Source organism: Rhodobacter aestuarii (assembly GCF_900156655.1).
Taxonomy (GTDB): domain Bacteria; phylum Pseudomonadota; class Alphaproteobacteria; order Rhodobacterales; family Rhodobacteraceae; genus Rhodobacter; species Rhodobacter aestuarii.
In genome coordinates, this window is record NZ_FTOG01000001.1 from 349,656 (window position 1) to 365,749 (window position 16,094).

15 protein-coding genes and 1 riboswitch are annotated in these 16,094 nt (G+C 63.1%); of the genes, 7 read left to right on the top strand and 8 right to left on the bottom strand.

Translation table 11 applies throughout. The features are described 5' to 3' along the window. The first annotated feature begins 18 nt into the window (after positions 1-18). Positions 19-237, top strand: a riboswitch (cobalamin riboswitch). Between the two features lie 68 nt (positions 238-305). The 6 genes from BW967_RS01575 to BW967_RS01605 are packed head-to-tail and all read left to right on the top strand — an operon-like array spanning position 306 to position 6,684. Beyond that, complete coding sequence (locus BW967_RS01575; RefSeq protein WP_076483275.1) at positions 306-974, top strand: energy-coupling factor ABC transporter permease; 669 nt, start codon at positions 306-308, stop codon at positions 972-974. Further along, complete coding sequence (locus BW967_RS01580) at positions 974-1,282, top strand: energy-coupling factor ABC transporter substrate-binding protein (RefSeq protein WP_076483276.1); 309 nt, start codon at positions 974-976, stop codon at positions 1,280-1,282. Before BW967_RS01575 ends, BW967_RS01580 begins: the two co-directional genes overlap by 1 nt. Before the next feature lie 18 nt (positions 1,283-1,300). After that, entirely contained in the window at positions 1,301-2,035 is a 735-nt protein-coding gene (gene cbiQ, locus BW967_RS01585) for a cobalt ECF transporter T component CbiQ (RefSeq protein WP_076483277.1), read from the top strand. Next, positions 2,032-2,874 (top strand): energy-coupling factor ABC transporter ATP-binding protein, encoded by an 843-nt coding sequence (locus BW967_RS01590; RefSeq protein ID WP_076483278.1) that lies wholly within the window; start codon positions 2,032-2,034, stop codon positions 2,872-2,874. The genes cbiQ and BW967_RS01590 overlap by 4 nt, the downstream gene beginning before the upstream one ends. A gap of 54 nt (positions 2,875-2,928) precedes the next feature. Continuing rightward, positions 2,929-5,361: an FAD-dependent tricarballylate dehydrogenase TcuA gene (gene tcuA / locus BW967_RS18360; protein ID WP_083951846.1), complete on the top strand. Its 2,433-nt coding sequence runs from the start codon at positions 2,929-2,931 to the stop codon at positions 5,359-5,361. Positions 5,362-5,367: 6 nt separating this feature from the next. Continuing rightward, positions 5,368-6,684, top strand: coding sequence for a cobyrinic acid a,c-diamide synthase CobB (locus tag BW967_RS01605; protein WP_076483279.1), 1,317 nt, complete (start codon positions 5,368-5,370; stop codon positions 6,682-6,684). A 31-nt stretch (positions 6,685-6,715) separates the two neighbouring features. Here the strand turns inward: BW967_RS01605 and BW967_RS01610 are convergent, their stop codons facing one another. Further along, positions 6,716-7,954, bottom strand: a complete 1,239-nt coding sequence (locus BW967_RS01610) for a urate hydroxylase PuuD (protein ID WP_076483280.1) — start codon at positions 7,952-7,954, stop codon at positions 6,716-6,718. A 159-nt stretch (positions 7,955-8,113) separates the two neighbouring features. On the opposite strand from BW967_RS01610, the gene BW967_RS01615 reads away from it, so the two are divergent. After that, on the top strand, positions 8,114-8,605 hold the full coding sequence (locus BW967_RS01615) for an ureidoglycolate lyase (protein WP_076483281.1): 492 nt from the start codon (positions 8,114-8,116) through the stop codon (positions 8,603-8,605). A 43-nt stretch (positions 8,606-8,648) separates the two neighbouring features. Here the strand turns inward: BW967_RS01615 and feoB are convergent, their stop codons facing one another. The 7 genes from feoB to BW967_RS01650 form a co-directional block, all read right to left on the bottom strand. Continuing rightward, a complete protein-coding gene (gene feoB, locus BW967_RS01620) occupies positions 8,649-10,535 on the bottom strand; it encodes a ferrous iron transporter B (RefSeq protein WP_076483282.1) in 1,887 nt (628 codons plus the stop codon). Between the two features lie 5 nt (positions 10,536-10,540). Beyond that, complete coding sequence (locus tag BW967_RS01625) at positions 10,541-10,840, bottom strand: FeoA family protein (RefSeq protein WP_097081353.1); 300 nt, start codon at positions 10,838-10,840, stop codon at positions 10,541-10,543. Between the two features lie 301 nt (positions 10,841-11,141). Further along, positions 11,142-12,578 carry a mannitol dehydrogenase family protein gene (locus BW967_RS01630; protein ID WP_175610412.1) on the bottom strand — a complete coding sequence of 479 codons (1,437 nt, stop codon included), beginning with the start codon at positions 12,576-12,578 and terminating at the stop codon, positions 11,142-11,144. Positions 12,579-12,611: 33 nt separating this feature from the next. Next, the gene (locus tag BW967_RS01635) at positions 12,612-13,373 is read right to left on the bottom strand and encodes an L-iditol 2-dehydrogenase (protein ID WP_076483284.1); all 762 of its coding nucleotides are present in this window, start codon (positions 13,371-13,373) and stop codon (positions 12,612-12,614) included. After that, positions 13,370-14,368, bottom strand: coding sequence for an ABC transporter ATP-binding protein (locus tag BW967_RS01640; protein ID WP_076483285.1), 999 nt, complete (start codon positions 14,366-14,368; stop codon positions 13,370-13,372). Before BW967_RS01640 ends, BW967_RS01635 begins: the two co-directional genes overlap by 4 nt. Positions 14,369-14,379: 11 nt before the next feature. Beyond that, entirely contained in the window at positions 14,380-15,210 is an 831-nt protein-coding gene (locus tag BW967_RS01645) for a carbohydrate ABC transporter permease (protein ID WP_076483286.1), read from the bottom strand. Positions 15,211-15,213: 3 nt separating this feature from the next. Next, complete coding sequence (locus tag BW967_RS01650) at positions 15,214-16,086, bottom strand: carbohydrate ABC transporter permease (RefSeq protein WP_076483287.1); 873 nt, start codon at positions 16,084-16,086, stop codon at positions 15,214-15,216. Between the last annotated feature and the right edge of the window lie 8 nt (positions 16,087-16,094).

The window sequence follows — 16,094 nt, forward strand, 5'->3', positions numbered from 1 at the left end:
TGACAGTTTGGTGACAGGGGGGATACTTCCCCCGATGGTTCCCAACGGGATGGGATTAATAGGGAACACGGTGAGGATTACCCATCAGGGGCCAAATCCGTGACTGCCCCCGCAACTGTGAGCGGCGAGACCCGGTCGTATGCCACTGACTGCCCTCTCCACGGGGTGAAACAGTCGGGAAGGTGACCGGTTCCGTGACCCGCAAGTCAGGAGACCTGCCATCGCTCGAGCGTCGCAAGCCTTCCCGGGGCGGGGTGCCCCCGGCCTTCGAAAAGCGGCGCGTCTGAAGTGGAAGGACGTTTTACATGCATATTATGGAGGGGTATCTCCCCGCTTCCCATGCCATTGGATGGTATGCGGTTTCCGCCCCGTTTTTTGTCGCGGGGGCGTTGAAAATTCGCAAAATCGTGGCCGAGCGGCCTGAAGCGCGGATGACGCTGGCCGCTTCTGGCGCTTTTGCCTTTGTGCTCTCGGCGTTGAAAATCCCCTCGGTGACGGGCTCGTGCTCGCACCCAACCGGCACCGGGCTTGGCGCGATTATCTTTGGCCCCTCGGTGATGGCGGTTTTGGGTGTGATTGTGCTGTTGTTCCAAGCGCTTCTTTTGGCGCATGGCGGGCTGACCACGCTGGGCGCCAATGCGTTTTCGATGGCGATTGTCGGCCCTTGGGTCGCTTGGGGGATTTGGAAATTGGGCCGGGGCGTGGGCCTTTCGGTCGCTTTCAGCGTCTTCTTTGCGGCGATGCTGGGCGATTTGGCCACTTATGTCACCACCGCGCTGCAACTCGCGTTGGCCTATCCGGACCCAGCCTCTGGCTTCATCGGCGCCGCCGTGAAATTCGGCTCGATCTTTGCCTTCACGCAAGTGCCGCTCGCCATTGTCGAAGGGTTGCTGACCGTGATCGTGATGGACGCGCTGGCGGGCAAAGTGCCTGATGACCAAAAGCTGCGCATCTTGGCCGGGGAGGCACGCTGATGGGCAAGAACCGGACCTTGTGGCTGTTGCTGGCCGTTGTCGTTTTGGCGGTTGTGCCGCTGTTGATGGGCGGCGAATTTGGTGGGGCTGATGGGGCTGCTGCTGAATTGATTGAGGCAGAAAACCCCGGTTTCGTGCCTTGGGCGAACCCGCTTTGGGAACCGCCCAGCGGTGAGATCGAAAGCCTGCTTTTCGCCCTGCAAGCGGCGATTGGCGCGTTTGTCATTGGCTATGTCGTTGGCCGTCGGCATGAACGCTCCAAAACCACGCAAAAGCCGGAAGGGCGCGCCGTCAGCGACGCCGCGTGAAGAACGGAAACAGTCTGAATGTCGATTGCCTCTCTTGACCGGATCGCCTCTACGGGGCGCTGGCGCAACCGCCCCCTGGCAGAGAAGGCACTGATTGGCCTTGGCTTTTTGATCTTGGCGGTGACCTTGCCCCCTTGGCCGGGCGCCGTTTTCGTGACGGCGGCGATGCTCGCCGTCACCTTTGGGCTGGCACGGGTGTCGGTTAAGCTTTGGCTCGCCATCGCCGCGCTGCCCTTGGGCTTTTTGATCCCCGGTTCGCTCGTTTTGTTGGTGCAACTTGGCCCCGAGGGCATTGGCCTTGCGCCGGGTGGCGCACAGGAGGCCGCGCTTTTGGTGCTGCGCGCGCTGGCCGCCACCACCTGCTTGATTTTTCTGGCCACCACCACGCCCGCCGCCGATCTTGTCGCCGGGTTGCGCCGGTTTGGCCTGCCGTCTGAAATCGTTGAAATTGCGCTTTTGATGTATCGCTTCGTCTTCATTCTGGCCGAAGAGGCCACCGCCATGACCGTGGCGCAACGTGCCCGCCTGGGTCATTCCACCCGCGCGCGCTGGTTGCGCTCCACCGGCCAAGTGATCGCCGCGCTTTTGCCGCGCGCCATGGCACGGGCGCGACGGCTTGAGGTTGGGCTTGCCGCGCGTGGCTGGCAAGGGGAGATGCGGGTGCTGAGCGACCGGGCGCGCGCCTCTTGGTTGAGCTTGGGCGCGATCTTGGCCGCGCAAGCCGCTGTTGCCATTTTGGGGATGCTGCTGTGACCGCCATCCTGTCTGCCGAGGCTTTGCGCTATGCCTTTCCGGGCGATGTGACCGCGCTGGATGGGCTAAGCCTCTCTGTCGCCGCAGGCGAAAGCCTCGCGATTTTGGGCCCGAATGGCGCGGGCAAATCCACGCTGTTGCTGCACCTTAACGGCAGTTTGCGCCCGCAAGGGGGGCAGGTGCTGTTGGGGGGCGCTCCGGTCGGCTATTCCCGCAAGGCGCTCACCGCATGGCGCCGCCGAGTCGCGCTGGTGTTGCAAGATGCCGATGATCAGCTTTTCGCCGCGACGGTGTTTGAAGATGTCTCCTTCGGCCCGCTGAACCTTGGGCTGAGCGCGGCGGAGGCCCGCGCGCGGGTTGAAGAAGCGCTTGAAATGCTGTCGATCTCTGATCTGCGCGACCGACCCACGCATATGCTCTCGGGCGGGCAAAAACGGCGCGTGGCGATTGCGGGCGCGGTGGCGATGCGCCCCGAAGTGCTTTTGCTGGATGAACCCACGGCGGGGCTTGATGAGGCGGGCTCGGCACAACTGATCGCGCTGTTGCAAGGGCTGATGGCGCGCGGCATGACGCTTGTGTTTTCCACCCATGACGTGGAGCTGGCCTGTGCTTTGGCGAGCCGGGTCGCGCTTTTCCGTGCGGGCCAAGTGGTGGGGCAGGGCGCGGCCAGTGATATCTTGAGCGACCGCGCAGCACTGACCCAAGTGGGGCTTGCCCCGCCGCTTTTGTATGACCTCGCCCTGCGCGCGCGGGATTTGGGGCTGCTTGATCCAACCGCCGCGCTGCCCCGCACCCGCGCGGCGTTTGAGGCGCTGTTGCAGGGCTGGGCAAAGCGGTGAGCCCCGCGCGACCACGCTTGCCCGCCCCGTTCCTTGCGCTACTCTAGCCCGGCCATGACCCAATCGCCCGCGCCCGCCGATTTGCCCTCCCATACCTCTGTGCTGGTGATCGGCGCGGGGCTTGCGGGGCTGTGCGCGGCGATAGAAGCGCGTCAGGCCGGGGCCGCGGTGCTGGTGGTCGATGCCGCGCCGCCGGAACGGTTGGGCGGCAATGCCCGGCATGGCCGCAACATCCGCGTCGCGAATGACGTTGAAACACCCTTCCAGCGCGATGCTTACCCCGCCGCCGAATATGCTGCCGATCTGGCCCGCATCGGCTGCCCCGATCCCGCGCTTGCCACCGCCTTGGCCGAGGGCTCCACGGACCTTGCGCCTTGGCTGCAAGCCCAAGGCGTGCGGCTCGAGCCTTGGGCCGAGGGGCACTTGCCCTATTCGCGCCGCACCGTGTTTTTGCGCGGTGGGGGGCAGGCTTTGGTCAATGCGCTTTTGCGCCGTGCGGCGGGGCTGGGTGTGCTGATCTGCCCGCTATGTGAGGTCACCACGCTTGACCCCACGCTGTTGGACCTTGCTGCCAAGGGGCCGTTTTCGCTTGAAATCCGCACCGCCACGGGGCCGCATCGCCTCACCGCAGACACGGTCATTTTGGCGAGCGGCGGCACCGGGGCGGATCTTGTAGACCCCGCCGCTAACAGGGGCACGCCCGAGCAATTGGGCGCGCCGCTCCGCTGGGCGCTCGCGCATGGTGCCAAAGACGCCGGCGCGCCCGGAGATGGTCATGTGGTGGCGGTGGATGCCCGCGCCGCACGCCATGATGCGGGGATTGTCAGCCGTGTGGATGGCATGCATCTGGGCATTGTCGTCGGAGCCGATGGGAAGCGCTTTTATGACGAGGCGCGGGTCACAACCCCTGCGCGCCATTCGGTGATGGCCCGCGCGATGGTCGCCCGCCCCGATCCGCGCGCGTGGATCATCTTGGGCGACGCGGCGCTTTCGGATTTGCCGCCGGTTTTGCTGCCCCCGCTCAAAGCCGAAACGCCCGATGCTTTGGCGCAGCGTTGTGGCCTTGATCCGCAGGCCCTTGCCGTCACGCTGAGCGCCCCGAATGAGCCGCCGCGTTCGGCTCCGGTGACGCTCGCGCCGCCTTATCATGCGATCCCGGTGGTGCCGGGGATCGGTTTTACCCGCTACGGGCTGGCGATCGACCCGCAGGGCCGGGTGATCTGCGCCAATGGCACGCCCGCACCGCGCTTCTTTGCCGTGGGAACAATTTCTTGCGGGGCGGTGTTGGGGGCGGGCTATCTTTCTGGGGCGGGGCTCTCGCTCGCTGCTGTTTTTGGGCGCTTGGCCGGGCAAGCGGCGGCGGCTTTGGTCCTGCCTGCGCCCGCCGCGCCGCAACTCTTGCCCAAACTGCCGCCCCCTGCCGCGCGTGTGGCTTTGCAGGCGCGGGGGGAGGCGCAACGCGCGCTCAACATTTGTAACACTTGCGGTTTTTGTACCGGGCTTTGCGCGGTCTTTCCCGCCTCGCAGCGCCGCCCCGCCCTTGCGCCCGGCGATCTGCGCCATTTGGCGCATCTGTGCCATGATTGCCGCTCCTGCGCCTATGATTGCCAATATGCCCCCCCGCATGATCTGGCGGTAAACCTCCCCTCCACTTTGGCCGCCGCGCGGCGGGTGGAATACAAAGGTGAGGGACGCGGGGCCGAGGCTCTGTTCTGGGCGTTGACCCTTGGCCTGCCGCTCTTGGCGCTGATCTTTTTGCCGTGGGCAGCGCTTTTTGGCACGCATCAAGGCGAATTCTACACGGTGTTGCCGCATCGGCTGATTGCGGGGGGCGCGGGGGCGGTGTTTGGCTGGGCGAGCCTCGCATTGCTCGCGCGTTTTGCGCTTTATTGGCGCGCGATCCGGGGGCCGGGGGCGCCCGTTACTTGGGCGGCTTTGAAGACCGGGCTGCGCGACGCGCTCTCCTTGCGCAATCTGGGCGATTGTGAAACCCGCAAAGGTTCGGCAGGGCAGGGGCGGCGCGTGGCGCATCACCTGCTGGCGGGGGGCTTTTTGCTCACCTTCCTAGCCACGGTGGCGGGGTATTTTCTGCATTTAGCAGGCCATCCCGCGCCCTATCCGCTGGTGAGTATGCCGGTCATTTTGGGGGCGACGGGCGGGGTCGCCATGCTCGCAGGCCTTGGTCATTTGCACGCCATGCGCCGCAGGCTTGACCCGGTGCCCACAAACGCTGCGATGGCGCGGGCCGATGGGTTTGCGCGCGCGCAACTCGCCACGTTGGCTGCCACCGGGCTTTTGCTTCTGGCGCTACGCGACACGCCGCTGATGGGGCTTTTGCTCGCGCTGCATCTGGGCGCGGTGGCGGGCTTTGCGTTGCTTTTGCCCTTTGGCAAATTGGCGCATGGCGGCTTTCGCACGCTCTCGCTGATCCGCCATGCGGCGGAGGAATCGGTGCAGCTTGACAAAAGCCGCCGCCCCAAGCGATGACGCGCCATGTCTGAGCTTTCCCATGGGCCGAAGGGCCTTGCCATCGCCGCCCCCGCCTCTGGCTCGGGCAAAACCACGCTCACGCTGGGCCTTTTGGGGGCGCTTCGGGCGCGCGGGCGCGTGGTGCAGCCATTCAAAAACGGCCCCGATTATATCGACCCCGCCTTTCACGCCGTGGCGGCGGGGCGGGCGAGTTTCAACCTTGATGGTTGGGCGATGGGCACGGGCCTTTTGGGCGCGATTGCGGCGCAGGCCGCCGGGGCTGATCTTGTTATTTTTGAAGGGGCGATGGGCCTTTACGATGGCCCGCCCGATCCGGGCCGCAATGGCCGCGGCTCAAGCGCCGAACTTGCCAAACGCTTTGGTTGGCCGGTGGTGCTGGTGCTTGATGCCAAGGGGCAGGGGCAATCGGCAGCGGCGACCGCGCTTGGCTTTGCCCGCCACCCCGATGCGCCGCCCTTCGCGGGCGTGATCGTGAACAATGTGGCGAGCCCCCGGCATGAAGGCATGATCCGGGCCGAGATGGCGCGGCTTGGCCTGCCGGTTTTGGGCGCGCTGCCCCGCAACCCGGAGATGGTTCTGCCCGAGCGGCACCTTGGCCTCGTTCAAGCGGGCGAGCAGGCAGAATTGGCGCAGGTGCTTGAAAAACTCGCCACCTTTGTGGCTGCCAATGTGGATTTGGACGCGCTGGAAGCGGCGGCCAGCGCCGCGCCGCCGCCCGCGCCCGGTGCTTGGCCCAAACCCCCCGCGCAGCGCATTGCGCTCGCCCGGGATGTCGCCTTTTCCTTTGCCTATCCGCATATGTTGGAGGGCTGGAGCCGCGCCGGGGTGGAGCTGCTTCCCTTCTCCCCGCTCGCTGATGAAGCTCCCGACCCGAGCGCCGATCTGGTCTGGCTACCCGGCGGTTACCCCGAACTTCATGCGGGCAAGCTTGCGGCGGCAAACACCTTTCTGACCGGCCTGCGGAATTTCGCAGCGCAAAAGCCGGTGCATGGCGAATGCGGCGGCTACATGGTGCTGGGCGATGCGCTCGTGGATAAAGAGGGTGTGCGCCACCCAATGGCGGGGCTTTTGGGGCTGGTCACCAGCTATGCCAAACGCCGCCTGCATCTGGGTTATCGCGCCGCCACGCTGGCCGCCCCAATGCCGGGCTACGCCGCTGGCACGGCGCTTTGGGGGCATGAGTTCCATTACTCAACGATTTTGGAGCAGCCCGATGCCCCCTTGGCCGAGGTCCGCGATGCGGCGGGGAATGTCGTGCCCGAAACCGGTTCGGTGCGCGGTAAGGTGAGCGGCAGCTTCTTCCACCTGATCGCGGATTAAGGGCTGGTGCGGTGACCAGTCGGGCCGCGCCTTAGTTCTGCGCAAAGCGCCCTTCTTCTGCCGCGTGGAACCAGTCGCGGATCGCGGCGCGGTCTGCGGGCTCCATGAAATTGGCACTGCCCGGCGGCATCGCATCGGTCAGGCCCGCAAATATATAAATCTCTTCGGCGTGGTTCGCGACCGCCTCGGGTGTATCGAGCAAAAGCCCGCGGGGCGCAGTGGCAAAGCCCTCCCAAGCCGGTTCGGCGGTGTGGCACATCGAGCAATGCGCGCTGACAAGATCCGCCGCCTCTTCAAAGCCCTCCGCCATCGCATAACGCTCCCCCCGCGTGGTCAGCGCGGCGGTCTCTTCCGCGACCACATCGCGCTGGGTTGAGAGCCAGACACAGGCGGCAAACAGCACCAGCGTTGCCGGAATGGTCCAATAGGGGCTGCCCTTGCCCGCATGGCGGCTATTGAACCAATGCCGGATCGTGATCCCCATCAAGAACACCAAAGTGGCAATCACCCAGTTCCATTCCCCCGAGAAGGCGAGCGGGTAATGGTTTGACAGCATGAAGAAAATCACCGGCAGCGTGAGGTAGTTGTTATGGGTGGAGCGCAGTTTCGCAATCCGGCCAAATTCCGGGTCGGGGGTGCGGCCTGCCTTGAGGTCGGCCACCACGATCTTTTGGTTCGGGATGATCACGAAAAACACATTCGCGGTCATGATCGTGGCGGTATAGGCACCCAGATGCAGGAAGGTGGCGCGGTCGGTGAAGACGTGGTTGTAGCCCCATGCCATTGCGGTCAGCGCAAGCAGCAAGAGCGCCATGAAAGCGGCGGGGTAATGGCCGAGTTTCGACTTGCAGGCCCGGTCATAGATCAGCCAGCCGATGGTGAGCGAGGCGGCAGAAATTGCCATCGCCTGCCACGGCGCAAGGTCCAATTTCAGCGGATCAATCAAGAAAATATCGGCGCGATACCAATAGACCATCATCAGCATCGCCGCGCCGGAAAGCCATGTCGCGTAGCTTTCCCATTTGAACCAGATCAGATGCTCGGGCATCCGCTCAGGCGCGACCAGATATTTCTGGATGTGGTAAAAGCCCCCGCCATGCACCTGCCATTCTTCGCCTGCTGCACCGGGCGGCAGATCGGGCGCCTTGCGCAGGCCCAGATCAAGCGCGATGAAGTAAAACGACGAGCCGATCCAGGCGATGACAGTGATGATGTGGAACCAACGCATCGCGAAGGATGCCCAGTCCCACAAAAGGGCGGTGTCGAGCATTCTTTTTCTCCTTTTGCGGTAACGCTAGCGGGGCTCTCGCGCGGCCTCCAGCACAAAATCCGGGCAACTGCCACTTGGGGTTGCATCTGCCTGTTTTTGCGTCTTTTCTGTGCGCGAAATGCCGCGGAATGGATCGCGGCAGGAAGAAGGAAGACCGAGATGCAAACGCTGCAAATTGAAGAGCTCACCGCCGAGGCATTTGCGCCTTATGGCGATGTGATCGAAGTGGCGGGGCCGCCCACCAAGCTGATCAATGGCGGTATGTGTGGGCGCCATGATGATATGGCGCGGCTTGATTTTGACCCGAGCGAAGGCGGGCGTGGCGGTATTTCGGTCTTTGACGCCAAAGCCCGCGCGCTGCCGCATGTAGTGGATTTGGTCGAGCGCCATCCGTTGGGTTCGCAAGCCTTCTTGCCGCTTGATGGGGTGCCGTTTTTGGTTTGCGTGGCCGAGGATGAAGACGGCAAGCCGGTGCGGTTGCGCGCGTTCATGACCCAGCCGGGGCAGGGGGTGAACCTGTTGCGCAATGTTTGGCATGGGGTGCTGGCGCCGATGGGGGCGCCGGGCCGCTATGCGGTGGTGGACCGGATCGGCCCCGGCGTGAACCTAGAGGAATATCCGCTTGATCCGCCGTTTGTGGTGGAAGGGTAAGCTTTCGACCCTGTGGCCCTGCACTCCGCCGGGCCCTTACACCTCAGCCCCAGCCGATCCAAACGGCGAGGTGATAGGTGATAAAGGCCGCCACCCAAGCCAGCCCGAACATATAGGCGAGTGACACCCAGACCCATTTGCCCGAGCCCGTTTCGCGCCGGATCACGGCCAAGGTGGAGAGGCACTGCGGCGCAAAGATAAACCACACCAAGAAGGCGAGCGCCGTGGCCAAGCTCCATTGGCTGGCCAAAAGTGTGGCCAATGCCGCCTCACCGCCCTCAGCCCCACCGGCCACCGAATAGACGGTGGCGAGGCCTGCCACGGCAATTTCACGCGCCGCCATCGCCGGGATCAGTGCGACCGAGATTTGCCAGTTAAACCCGATGGGCGACAGAACCGGCTCAATGAATTGGCCGATTTTCGCGGCGAAGCTGTATAGGATTGCAGGTTCGGTGGCCCCTTCCGGCGCTTGCGGGAAGGTCGCCAAGACCCAGATCAGCACCGTCATCGCAAAGATCGTCGTGCCCGCGCGCTTGAGGAAAGACGAGGCGCGCACCCAAAGCGCAAAGCCCACCGAACGCGGCCGCGGGATTTTGTAATCGGGCAGATCCAGCATGAAGGGCGGAGAGGCTTCGCGGCGCGCAAACAGGAACTTTGCGACCGCCGAAACGGCCAGCGCCGAAACAATGCCTGCCGCATAAAGGCCAAACATCACAAGCCCTTGCAGGTTGATGATGCCTGCCACCTGCTTGGCCGGAATGAAGGCCGAAACAATCAGCGTATAAACCGGAATGCGGGCCGAACAGGTCATCAGCGGCGCGACAAGGATCGTGGTGATCCGGTCGCGCGGATTGTCGATCACCCGCGTCGCCATAATGCCGGGAATGGCGCATGCGAAGGAGGACAAAAGCGGAATGAAGGCCCGCCCATGCAGCCCCGCGCCGCCCATGATCCGATCCATCAAGAAGGCCGCGCGGGCCATATAGCCCAAATCTTCCAAGAGCAGGATGAAGAAGAACAAGATCACGATCTGCGGCAAGAAGATCAAAACGCCCCCCACGCCGCCGATGACGGCATCGGTGAGGAAGCTTTGCACCAGCCCCTCGGGGATGTGGCCCGTGATGAACTCTGCCGCCGCGCCAAAGCCGCCGTCGATCATATCCATGAACGGCGCGGCGCCCGCAAAGACTGCCTGAAACATCACGAACAACAGCACGAGCAAGAAGCCCAAGCCCATCACCGGGTGCAACAGCAGCCGGTCAATGCGGTGGGTCAGCGTGTCATGTTCGGGCGGGTGGCTCACCGCATGGTCAATCAGCCGGTCGGCGGCGCGATGGCTCAGCCGCAAATCCGCCGCATCAGGCGGCGCCCACATATTCGGCCCCGGTTCGGGGATGCCTTGGGCAAGCGTGCTGTCTAGCTGCGTAAGCAGCGCCTCCAGCCCGCCCTTGCGCACGGCGGTGGAGGTGGTGACGGGCACGCCCAACTCTTCAGAGAGCGTGGCGGTATCAATCTCGATCTTCCGGTGCCGGGCGATGTCGATCATGTTCAAAACCACGATCATCGGCAGGCCGGTGGCGACCAGTTCCATCGCCAGCCGCAGCCCGGCGCGCGGCGCGACCGAATCCACCACCACCAGCATCAGTTCCGGCGCGGGTTCCTCGGGGTGATGGTTCAACACCACATCCCGGGTGACAATCTCATCGGGTGAGCGCGCGCGCAGGCTATAGGTGCCCGGCAAATCGGTCAGCGCGATGGTGTTCCCGCCCGGGGTGGTGAAATTCCCCACCTTCCGCTCGACCGTCACGCCCGCATAATTGCCAACCTTTTGGCGCGAGCCGGTGAGCGCGTTGAAAAGCGCCGTCTTGCCACAGTTGGGCGGGCCGACAAGTGCCAGACGGAAGGGGGCGGAACGGGGCGGCTCGGACATGCGGATCAGGAAACGAGGATCGCCATGGCCTCGCGGCGGCGCAATGCAACTGTGGTGCCATTGACGCGCACGGCAATCGGGTCGCGCCCAAAGAGCCCCTCGTGCAAGATCGTCACTTTCGCGCCTTCAACAAAGCCGAGTTCAATCAGGCGGCGTTCCATTTCATCGGCGGGCAGGCAGGCGGAATGTTCAGTGGCCAGAATGTGGAACACATGGCCTGAAAAGCCGCGATGCAGCGTACCCAAAGGTTGATGCTCGGCCAACGGTGCCTGCGTGGCATGGGGCAGATCGGGCGAAAGCATCATTGGTGTCGCTCCTTCGCGGGCGAGTCGGACCAATTCCGGCTCGGCATGGGCTCATACTGTCAATTCCGACTGGAATGGTCAAGTTAGGCGCCCCCCGCTTGGCCTTAATCTTGCGCGACCTGTCGCCGCAAGTAAATGCCCCGCAGGCAAAGCTTTTCGTTGTGCGACCATTGGGCCTTCTGCGGTGCAGCATTTTTAGGCAGCCCCGCAACGCCCTGCGCAAACACGGAAGGAATGAACAGCAAACGGCCCCGCGCAAAGCACGGGGCCGTAGGGGCCGGGGTCTGAGGATGGAGGAAGATCAGAGCCCCAGATATTCCCCCATCACCACGCGCGACCCGCGCGCCCAGATGCTGTTCAGCGCTTTGGTGAAGCTTTCCACCACCGCCGGGTTGCTGCCCAAAGCGCCATAGATGTCTTCCATCTCGAGCCAAGCGGCGGGGCGCTCTTTCGCTTCATGGCTCACGGTAACCAAACGGTCCCAATTCGGGTCATTGGGGGCGATCACCGCACCGCTTTCCGATGTGCCGAAGCAATAGCGGCACCACAGCGCGGAGAGCAGAATAAGCCCCTCCGCCGGTGCGCCCGCCGCGACGCGATCCGCGATCGAGGGGATGATGAACTTCGGCTGCCGGTTCGAGCCATCCAAGCAAAGTCGGCGTACCGTATCGGCCACCTCGGGGTTTGAGAACCGCTCGACGATCAGCGCTTTATAATCGCCCAAATCTTGCCCCGGCACCGGCGGCACAATCGGCAGAACCTCGGCGCTGAGCACACGATTGAGGAAGGCGCGGATCAGATCATCTTCCATCGCCTCATGCACGAAGTGGATATCCGCAAGGCCCCCCGGATAGGCGATGATCGCATGCCCGCCATTGAGAATGCGGATCTTCATCGTCTCGAATTTATCGACATGCGGGGTGAAGGTGACGCCCACCTTTTCCAAAGCGGGGCGGCCTGCGGGGAAATTGTCTTCCACCACCCATTGGCGGAACGGCTCGCAAGTGACGGGGGCTTTGTCGTTCAGCCCCATCTCCGCGGCCATCGCAATTTCGCGCGCGCCGGTGGCGGGGGTGATGCGGTCCACCATCGAATTGGGGAAGGCCACGGTCGCGGCGATCCAATCGGCCAATTCCGGGTCAGACAGGCGGCAAAGCCCCACCACCGCATCGCGGGTGACATGGCCGTTATGGGGAACGTTGTCGCAACACATCACGGTGAAGGGGGCAACGCCTGCCGCTCGGCGCGCTTTCAGCGCGGCAATGATCGCGCCAAAGGCGGTATTGGGCGCGGCGGGATTTTCCGCATCGGCGCGAATATCGGGATGCTCGGGGCTGAAAGTGCCGGTCTTCGGGTCGATGTAATAGCCGCCCTCGGTCACGGTCAGGCTCACAATCCGGATATTGGGCTGGCGCATCGCCTCGATCAGCGCGGCATTGCCCGCCTGCACCTCGATAAAGCCGATCATAGCGCCAATGACGCGCGCCTTATGCGCGCCCGGTGCCAGTTCGATGACGGACGACAGGCAATCTTGCGCCAAAAGCGTGTCGCGCATCGCCACATCTGGCGCGCGCACGCCCGCGCCCAAAATCGCCCAATCATGGCCTTCGCCAAGGGCAAAAAGGTCATCAAGATACACCGCCTGATGCGCGCGGTGGAAATTGCCCAGCCCAATATGAACAATGCCGGGCGTGAGCTTGGACCGGTCATAGCCCGGTGCAGCAATGGTTTTGGGCAGCGATGCGAGAGTAGCGTTTGAAAGGGTCATGTCTCAGCTCATCCAGTTTCCGCCATCGACATTGTAAGTCTGGGCGACGATGTAATCGGCCTCGGTGCTGGCAAGGAAAATCGCCATGCCGGTGAGGTCTTGCGCAGTGCCCATACGGCCAAAGGGGACGGCGGCGCCGACTTCCCGTTTCTTCTGACCGGGGGCCTTCATTTCGTATTTCGCGAAGAAGGCATCGACGCCGTCCCAATGTTCGCCATCGACCACGCCGGGGGCGATGGCATTGACGTTGATGCCATGCGAAATCAGGTTCAGCCCCGCCGATTGCGTGAGGCTGATGACAGCGGCTTTGGAGGCGCAATAGACCGCGACCAAGCTTTCGCCGCGCCGCCCGGCTTGAGACGCCATATTGATGATCTTGCCGCCGCGCCCTTGGGCGATCATTTCGCGCGCCGCCGCTTGCAAGGTGAACAGCGTGCCCGAGACGTTGATCGCGAAGACGCGGTCATAATCGGCGCGGGTGATTTCGTCGACGGGGGCTGCGGTGAAGATCGCGGCATTGTTGATCAGGATATCAATCCCGCCGCCTGCGCGCATAAAGGCCATCGCGGCCTCAATGCTGGCTTGGTCGGTGACATCCAATGCCACCGCCTCACAGCCAAGCTCCACCGCCGTGGCGCGGGCGCCTGCGATGTTGATATCGCCAATCACCACCTCGGCCCCCTCGCGCAGGTAGGCCTCTGCGAAGGCGCGGCCAATGCCGCGTGCGGCCCCGGTGATCAGCGCACGTTTGCCCGCGAGCCTCATGTCAGCGCCCACCCCTGTTGGTCAAAGCGGTGCAGTTGCGCCATGTCGGGGCTGAGGAACACCGTGTCACCGTGGTGCAGATCGACCTCGCCGCCCGCGCGGACGTTCAACACCCCATATTCGGTGGTGACATGCAGGAAGGTGTCCGAGCCAAGATGTTCAGACACGCCCACCGTGCCTTGCCATGCGCCTTCGCTGGTCGACACTTTGATATGTTCGGGGCGGATGCCAATCGCATGAGCGCCATGTTTCGCGGCCTCGGCCCCTTCGATGAAGTTCATCTTGGGTGAGCCTATGAAGCCTGCCACAAAGCGGTTGCGCGGAGTGCGGTAAAGCTCCAGCGGGCTGCCCACTTGCTCGATCCGGCCCGCTTGCAACACCACAATCTTGTCGGCCATGGTCATGGCTTCAACTTGGTCATGGGTCACATAGATCATCGTCGTTTTCAGCGATTGATGCAGTTCGGAGATCTCAAGCCGCATGTTCACGCGCAAAGCCGCATCGAGGTTGGACAGCGGCTCATCGAACAAGAACGCCTCGGGGTTGCGCACGATGGCGCGGCCAATAGCAACCCGCTGGCGCTGCCCGCCCGACAATTGCCCCGGACGCCGGTCCAGATAATTGGCGAGGTTCAGCACCTTGGCAGCGGCTTGCACCTTGGCCTCAATTTCCTCAGGCGGGAGCTTGGCCATTTTCAGCGGGAAGGCGATGTTCTTCTTCACCGTCATATGCGGGTAAAGCGCATAGGACTGAAACACCATCGCCAAGCCACGCTCGGCGGGCGCAGCTTCGGTCGCATTGCGGCCATCAATTTCGACCACCCCGCCCGAGACATCTTCAAGCCCGGCAATCAGCCGCAGCAGCGTGGATTTTCCGCAGCCCGAGGGGCCCACAAAAACGACAAACTCGCCGTCGTTGATATGCAGGTCGATGGGCGGAATAACCTCGACCTCGCCAAAGCGTTTGGTCACGCCCTTGAGAATGATTTCACCCATGTGGGGGCTCCTTACTTGACGGCGCCGAAGGTCAGGCCACGCACCAACTGCTTTTGGCTAAACCAGCCAAGGATCAGAATGGGGGCGATGGCGAGCGTCGAGGCGGCAGAGAGTTTCGCGTAGAACAGCCCCTCGGGGCTGGAATAGCTGGCGATAAAGGCGGTGAGCGGCGCGGCTTTGGCGGCGGTGAGGTTTAGCGTCCAAAACGCCTCGTTCCACGCCAAGATGATGTTCAAAAGCAGCGTCGAGGCAATGCCGGGCACGGCCATTGGGGTGAGCACATGAATGAGCTCATCTTTTAGCGTCGCCCCATCCATCCGCGCGGCTTCCAGAATTTCGCCCGGAATTTCGCGGAAATAGGTGTAGAGCATCCACACCACAATCGGCAGGTTCATCAGCATCAAGACCACAACCAGCCCGGTGCGGGTGTCCAACAGCCCCAGATCGCGGAAGATCAGGTAGATCGGCACCAGTACGCCCACGGCGGGCATCATCTTGGTCGAAAGCATCCACATCAACAGGTCTTTGGTGCGGCGCCCCGGCACGAAGGCCATTGCCCAAGCGGCGGGGATGGCGATCACGAGGGCCAAGAGCGTGGAGCCGAGCGAGATCACCACCGAGTTCCAGAAATGCCCAAAGTAGTTGGAGCGTTCCTGCACGGTTTCATAGCTTTCGAGCGTGAAAGGCGTGGTGAGCACGGTCAGCGGGCTTGCAATCGCATTGCCCTCAGATTTGAAGCTCAAGATCGCGGTCCACAGGATCGGGAAGAAGATCGCGAGCCCAATTGTCCACGCAATCACGGTGACAAGGGCCTTGCGGCGGGAAGATACGGCGCGGGCCATCGGTTACGCCTCCAAGTTCTTGCCGATCATCCGCATCAGGAAGATCGCAACGATATTGGCCAAGATCACGGCAATGATGCCGCCCGCCGCGCCGGTGCCCACGTCATATTGTAAGAGCGACTGGATATAGACGAGGTAGGTGAGCGTGGTGGAAGCCGTGCCGGGGCCGCCATTGGTGGTGACCAAAATCTCCGCAAAGGTGGAAAGCAGGAAGATCGTCTGGATCAGCACCACCACGGTGATCGCGCGCGCCAAATGCGGCAACATCACATGGACAAAGCGCGAGATCGGGCCTGCGCCATCCATTTCGGCGGCTTCCAACTGTTCGCTGTCCAGCGATTGCAGCGCGGTGAGCAAGATCAGCGTCGCAAAGGGCAGCCATTGCCAAGAAACGATCAAGACGATCGAGGCGAGCGGCGATTGTGACAGGAAATCATAAGGTTGCAGGCCAACGCTTTTGGCCAGATGGGCAAAGACGCCGTTCACTGGGTTCATGAACATGTTCTTCCACACCAAGGCCGAAACCGTGGGCATGACGAAGAAGGGCGCAATCACCAACACCCGCACCACGCCTTGGCCCCAAAACGGTTGGTCCAAAAGCAGGGCAAGCAACAGCCCCCCCACGGTGGTGATCGTCAGCACACCCAGCACAAGGGCGAGTGTGTTGAAGATCGCCGCGCCAAAGGCGGGGTCGGTCAGGAAGTAGGTGTAGTTGTCAAAGCCGGTGAAGCTTTCCATCCCCGGCATCAAAAGGTTGTAGCGCTGTAACGAGAACCACAGCGTCATGCCCAGCGGGATGATCATCCAGCCCAGCAGCAATAAAACAGCAGGCGAGATCATCAGGCGGGCAGCGGTGCGCGAGGCTTGGGTCGACATTGTCGGGC